Origin of the sequence: uncultured Halorubrum sp. (assembly GCF_937146585.1) — an archaeon.
Lineage (GTDB): Archaea > Halobacteriota > Halobacteria > Halobacteriales > Haloferacaceae > Halorubrum > Halorubrum miltondacostae.
This window is the reverse complement of record NZ_CAKZRO010000064.1, coordinates 1-5,780: the sequence shown is the minus strand read 5'-3', so window position 1 is coordinate 5,780 and position 5,780 is coordinate 1. Positions and strand designations below refer to the sequence as shown.

The window sequence follows — 5,780 nt, the reverse complement described above, 5'->3', positions numbered from 1 at the left end:
CCGACGTGGACCGCGTAGAGGTAGTCGACGTCGTCGAGGTGGCCCGACTCGGCCATCGGCTTCCCGCCGGCGACCTGCTCCTCGCCCGGCTGGAAGAACACCTTCAGCGTGCCGGAGAAGTCGGAGTCGAGGACGGCGTCGAGCGCGCCGAGCCCCATCGTCGCGTGGGCGTCGTGGCCGCAGGCGTGCATGAACCCCTCGTGCTCGGAGCGGAACCCCTCCGCCGCCGGGACGTGCTCGCCCGACTCCGACTCCGTGATCGGCAGCGCGTCGATGTCGACCCGCAGGCCGACCACGGGGCCGTCGCCGCGCTCGACGACCGCGACGCAGCCGGTGTAGCCGCCGGAGAGCTGATCGAGTATCTCCGGATCGGCGCCCGCCTCGCGCGCCCGCTCCTCCCACTCGGCCAGCTCCTCGTCGTCGGGGACGTTCATGCGCTCGTCCGCCGCGAGCGCGTCGGGCCCGACGTGGAGCGCGTCGAGGTCGCGCTCGCGGAGGGCTTCCACGATGCGGGCGGTGGTGTAGAACTCGCGCCAGGCCGGCTCGGGGTGGCGGTGGAGATCGCGGCGGAACGCGCGGTACTCGTCGTCTTCGAGAACGCTCATACCCGTGGGTGGCCCGGGGACAGCTTAAAACGTCGCCTGGCGGAGAGCGACGGGGACCGCGTCGGAGCCGACCGCGGGCGGCTCACTCCTCGGCCGATCCCATGCGCTCCGAGTAGTCCCACGTGTGGAGCCGCTCCGGCTCGATCCGGATCTCGACCTCCTCGCGCTCGGGGCGAAGGAGCCGCTCGGCGGTCGAGTTGTCCGTCCCGCCGAGGTACTCCTCCAAGAGCGACCGCAGGAGCCGCTTCCCCTCGTCGGGACGGACCGACGCCCGGCCGCGGCCGCGGACCCCCTTGTACGGCGGGTCGTTCGTCGACACGTCGAAGGAGACGCTGTCGTCGTGGTCGACGAACTCGACGAGGTCCGCGTTCGCGCTCGTCGCACAGCGGATCGCGCCGGTCGAGTTCGCCGAGTCCTCCCCGTCGTCGGCGGTGTCTGCCTCCGGGTCCCACGCGAACCACAGCGAGACGATCCACGGCTGGTCGCCCGGCGTCCGGCAGCCGAGCCGGACCGGCACGCGCGCTGCGCCGAGGAACTCGTCGACTCGCCGTCGGTCCCACGGCCCGGTCGGGTCCATACCGATCGGTCGGCCGCCGTCCGCCTAACAGTTGCGGCGACGCTCGGTCCGAGCGGGGTCGACGGCCGGACGGCGCGGAACTCAGGCGTCCCGCCGGCTCCGGAACACAAGAGAATTGACCGTCCCCCCGCGAGGGGAGGTATGACCGACTACTTCGAGGTCCACGAGCGCGACGGTGCCGCCCGCCTCGGGGAGGTCCGCCTCGCCGACCCCGTGTCGACGCCGGCGCTCGCGGACCCGTTCCTCGACGACGCCGGGAGCCTCTGGGCCGGCGACCGCGAGGTCCCGGACGGCGACGAGAGCGCGCTGACGGTGCTCCCCCACCGAGCGTTCCCGGCTGGCACCCGCGACGAGGTCCGCGACTCGTTCGCGGTCGACCACCCCGACGTTGAGTTCCCGACGGCGGCGGTCGTCGACAGCCGAAGCGCTCGCGACCTCGGGGCCGACGCCTACCTCCTCTCCGACGCGCAGGGGTTCGTCGGCCACGGCGAGGCGTTCCGGGACGCGATCGTCCGCGCCAAGGCGGCGTTACCGCCCGACGCCGCGCTCGGCCTCTCCGGCGTCGCGACCCCGCGGAACGTCGCGCTCCTCGCGTACGCCGGCGTCGACCTCGTCGACGCGACGCTCGCGCGGACGAAGGGGACCCAGGGGATGTACCTCACGGCCGACGCCGAGCACTTCCTCGCGGACCTCGACGAGCTCCCGTGCGCCTGTCCGGCCTGCGCGAAACCTCGGATCGAGTTCACGCGCGCCGACTGCGCCGAGCACAACGTGAACGCGCTCCGCGCCGAACTGCGCCGGGTCCGCGAGCGGATCCGGAGCGGTCGCCTGCGCGACTACGTCGAGGGACAGTCCCGCCACGAAGGGTGGCTCACGGCCGCGTTCCGCGAGTTCGACGACCAGTGGGGGTACCTCGAAGAACGGACGCCCCTCATGCGCGACGCCGAGGTCACGGCGGCCTCGGCGGAGACGCTCGACCGCGTCGAGATCCGCCGGTTCGCCGACCGCGTCACGAGCCGCTACCGGAACCGGTTCACCGACCAGCCCCTCGTGTTGGTCCCCTGCTCGGCGACGAAGCCGTACAGCGACTCCCAGAGCCACCGCCAGTTCCACGACGCGATCAAGTGGCGCGGCCACACCGTCTCGATGACCTCGCCGATCGGCGTAGTCCCGCAGGAGCTGGAGACGACCTACCCCGCCCAACACTACGACTCGGTCGTCACCGGCGACTGGAGCGAGGACGAGATACAGTTCGTCGCGGAGGTCCTCCGGCGGTACCTCGAGCGCAACGACTACTCGCGCGTCGTCGCGCACGTCCCCGAGGACGGCTACCGCGAGATCTGCGAGCGCGTCGAGTCGGCCCCGGCGATCGACGTCCCGTTCGAGTACACCTGCGTCGATCACCCGACGACCGACGAGTCGCTCGGCGAGCTGAACGCCGCGCTCCAGGGCGAGCCGGCGTACAGCAAGCGGGAGCGCGAGCACAACACGGTCCGCGCCATCGCCGACTACCTGATCGGCGACGCCGCGGGGGACGCCCTGTTCGGGGGGCGCGGCGCGAGCGACGCGAGCGCCGGTGGCGACCGGTACGGCGGCGAGGGAGACGTCCGCACCACCGGTCGCTACCCGAAGCTCCAGGTGTGGGGCGACGACCCCGACGCGGGCCGCGAGGGCGAGCCGGGCGAGCAGCTCGCGACGATGGTCCCGCAGTACGGCACCCTCTCGTTCACCCTCGCCGGCGCGCGCCGCTGGGTCGCGAGCGACGCCCCGACGAAGCGGGTCGAGATCGACTCGTTCGTCCCGCGCGGCTCCGTCCTCGCGCCCGGCGTCGTCGACGCCGACGACGGGATCCGCGTCGGCGACGAGGTCGTGATCGAGGGGCCGAAGGCGTTCGCGGTCGGCCGCGCGGCGATGTCCGGCCCGGAGATGGCGGGCTCGACCCGCGGCGTCGCGGTCGAGGTCCGGCACAGCGACGAGAAGTGACCGGTGCGGTCTCCGAGCGACGTTCAGGCCCGGTCGTCGACCGATACGCCCGCCCCGCCGCTATGCCTCGAACCGAAGAGAAAAACGCACCGCAGCGGGTTCTCCGGAGTGTTGCCCCGGAGCTCGCTTACTCGTCGTCTTCGGCGGCGTCCGCGAGTTCGGCGATCTCCGTCTCCAAATCCTCGGCGTCCCGCAGGAGCAGCCCCGTCCCGCCCGCGGCGACCATGCCGACGCCGATGGCGCGTAGCTGCCGCAGGTACGCCGGCTTCGCTTCGAGCTCCGACGCGTTGTCGAAGTTTTTCCCCAGCATCTTCTTCGTGAGCCTGACGCTTACTCGCGGGAACAGCGCGGTCACGACGCCCTGAACGAGTATCATCGCCGAGCCGAACAGGCGGCCCTTTTCGCAGTTTTCCATACGAATACGTAGGCGTCGCTGCCGGATAAGTATTGTCTTTTACTCCCAATACTACCGTCCGTGAGTGGCGCATATGAGAGTTCTGAACCGGCTGCGCATATTATATTGTGGTTTCTTTACAACACTAAGTTTATCCGTGCGGCGTCTGTATACGACCTGTGATAGAACTCGTTGGAGCCGCGGGCCGGTGTCGCGGAACCGCCGTCGGTGCGACCGCGAAGCACCGTCGCACGTGCTCGCCGCTCGGAGCCGATGTCGCGTCGCCAGTCGGACCCTCCCTGGACGGGGGCCCAGCGTGACGTCCCGAGACTCGATAGCCGCCCGGACGCTCGCCGTCCGCGGAGGCGGGACGTTCCTGATCGGGGCCGCCGTCAACCTCGCCCTCGTGTGGATCGCGTTGACGCTGGACCTCGTCGCGTCGACGGAGTTCGTCCAGTACCGGCCGGTCGTCGTCTTCACGCTGCTGGGGACGGTCGGCGCGACCGTCGTCTACGGGGCGCTCACCCGGCTCTCCGCGACGCCGGACCGGACGTTCGTCCGCGTCGCCGTCGCCGCGCTCGTCCTGTCGTTCCTCCCCGACGTCGGCCTGCTACTGGCCGTGGAGGGCGTGACGACGAGCGAGGCGATCGCCCTGATGGCGCTCCACGTTCCGCCGGCGGTCACCGCGATGATCGCGCTCCCGGACACCCCGCTCGGACGATAGTCGGTCCTGACATTCGACTCTTCGGCGGCGGTCGTGACGCTCTTCGTCTCGTCGTCAGCAGCGGCCGTTCGGTGCTTTCCGAGCGAGTCACGGGGCCGACCGAACCGTTTCCGTCTCAGTCGTCCGCGGTCGTCTCGGGCCGGTACGCCTCGCTGATCGCCTTCCACTTCCCGGAGCGGAAGCGCAGGTAGTTGATCGCGGCGGGGATCGTCGTCTCGGCCATGAACGCGAAGTAGAGCCCCCACAGCCCGATTGCCGGGAGCGCCACCTCGGGGACCGTGAGGCCGACGAGCGGGAGGTCGATCGCCGGCGTCGCGTCGTGCGCGCCGACGTACGCCAGCGGGATCGACACGCAGAACATCCCGAGGAACTGGCTCGCGAAGGGGATCTTCGTGTCGCCGGCGGCGTCGAGCGGGCCGGCCGCGCCGCCGGAGATCCCCTGGAAGATCACCGCGGCGCAGGCCGCGTACACGAGGTTGACGGCGATCGGTATCTCCGGGCTGTCGGGCGACTCGGCGAACAGCGAGACGATGTCGGTCGCGAACACCGCGATCAGCACCGCGGAGACGGCGTACGTCGCCACCGAGAACCGGATGATGTCGCGGGCGTACGCCTCCGCCTCGTCGGGGCGCTCGACGCCGAGCTCCTGCCCGACGAGGCTGGAGGAGGCGAGGCCGAACCCCCAGCCGGGCGTGTTCATGATCCCCCAGATGCGGCGGGCGATGACGAACGCGGCCACCGTGTTCTCGCCGAACACGTCGAGGATGGCGAGCATGGGGAACTCGGCGGCGGTCCACACGAGGTTGCGCGCGCCGACCGGGACGCCGATCTCGACGAGGTCCCGGAGCATGCCGGGGTTCAGGTACGAGCCGGTCGGGTCGATCGCGACCGGGAACTCGCCGATGAGGGGGGCGCTCCCGCGCACGAGCCCGACGGTGAACCCGGCGACGGCGAGCACGTTCGAGAGGACGGTGCCGACCGCGGCCCCCTCGACGCCCCAGCCGAAGCCGAAGATGAACAGCGCGCTGAGGACGATGTTCGCGACCGCGCCGCCGGCCCGGACCTGCATCGCGGTGTAGGCGTCGTCACAGCCGACGAGGATCCGGCTCCCGACGAGGTTGAGCGCGGCGAACGGGACGCCCAGCCCGACGACGCGGAGGTAGTCGGCGCCGTAGGCGATCGCCGCCTCGTTGCTGCTCAGCGCGTCGATGAACGCGGGGGCGAACAGCCAGAACGCCGCGCTGACCGGCAGCGTGATCGCCACCGCGAGGAGGACGCTGGAGCGCACCGCGTCGCCGAGTTCGCCGAACGCCTCGGCGCTGAACCGCTGGGAGACCAAGGCGATCGTGCCGCCGGCGACGCCCCCGCCGAAGGCGAACGCGAGCCCCCAGTAGGGCCCCGCGAAGCCGACGCCGGCGACGGCGCTCGTGCCGACCGCGACGCCGACCATCGCGACGTCGACCGCGTTCTTCGACATCCGGGCGATGCCGGTGACGA

6 protein-coding genes are annotated in these 5,780 nt (G+C 71.3%); 2 read left to right on the top strand and 4 right to left on the bottom strand.

All coding sequences use genetic code 11. The annotated features are described in order from the left end of the window. Both Q0116_RS05835 and Q0116_RS05830 read right to left on the bottom strand, forming a co-directional pair. On the bottom strand, positions 1-605 hold a 605-nt coding region (locus Q0116_RS05835), incomplete at its 3' end, for a M20/M25/M40 family metallo-hydrolase (RefSeq protein ID WP_297886405.1). Positions 606-687: 82 nt separating this feature from the next. Continuing rightward, the gene (locus tag Q0116_RS05830) at positions 688-1,182 is read right to left on the bottom strand and encodes a pyridoxamine 5'-phosphate oxidase family protein (protein ID WP_297886404.1); all 495 of its coding nucleotides are present in this window, start codon (positions 1,180-1,182) and stop codon (positions 688-690) included. 141 nt (positions 1,183-1,323) lie between these two features. Here Q0116_RS05830 and arcS point away from each other — a divergent pair, with 141 nt between their 5' ends. Then, complete coding sequence (gene arcS / locus Q0116_RS05825) at positions 1,324-3,165, top strand: archaeosine synthase subunit alpha (RefSeq protein ID WP_297886403.1); 1,842 nt, start codon at positions 1,324-1,326, stop codon at positions 3,163-3,165. Positions 3,166-3,292: 127 nt separating this feature from the next. Here arcS and Q0116_RS05820 read toward each other — a convergent pair whose 3' ends face one another. Further along, entirely contained in the window at positions 3,293-3,580 is a 288-nt protein-coding gene (locus tag Q0116_RS05820) for a hypothetical protein (RefSeq protein WP_297886402.1), read from the bottom strand. Positions 3,581-3,875: 295 nt separating this feature from the next. Here Q0116_RS05820 and Q0116_RS05815 point away from each other — a divergent pair, with 295 nt between their 5' ends. Continuing rightward, a complete protein-coding gene (locus Q0116_RS05815) occupies positions 3,876-4,283 on the top strand; it encodes a DUF6069 family protein (protein ID WP_297886401.1) in 408 nt (135 codons plus the stop codon). A gap of 115 nt (positions 4,284-4,398) precedes the next feature. Here Q0116_RS05815 and Q0116_RS05810 read toward each other — a convergent pair. Further along, positions 4,399-5,780 (bottom strand): MATE family efflux transporter (locus Q0116_RS05810; RefSeq protein WP_297886400.1); only part of this gene is annotated, 1,382 nt, incomplete at its 5' end.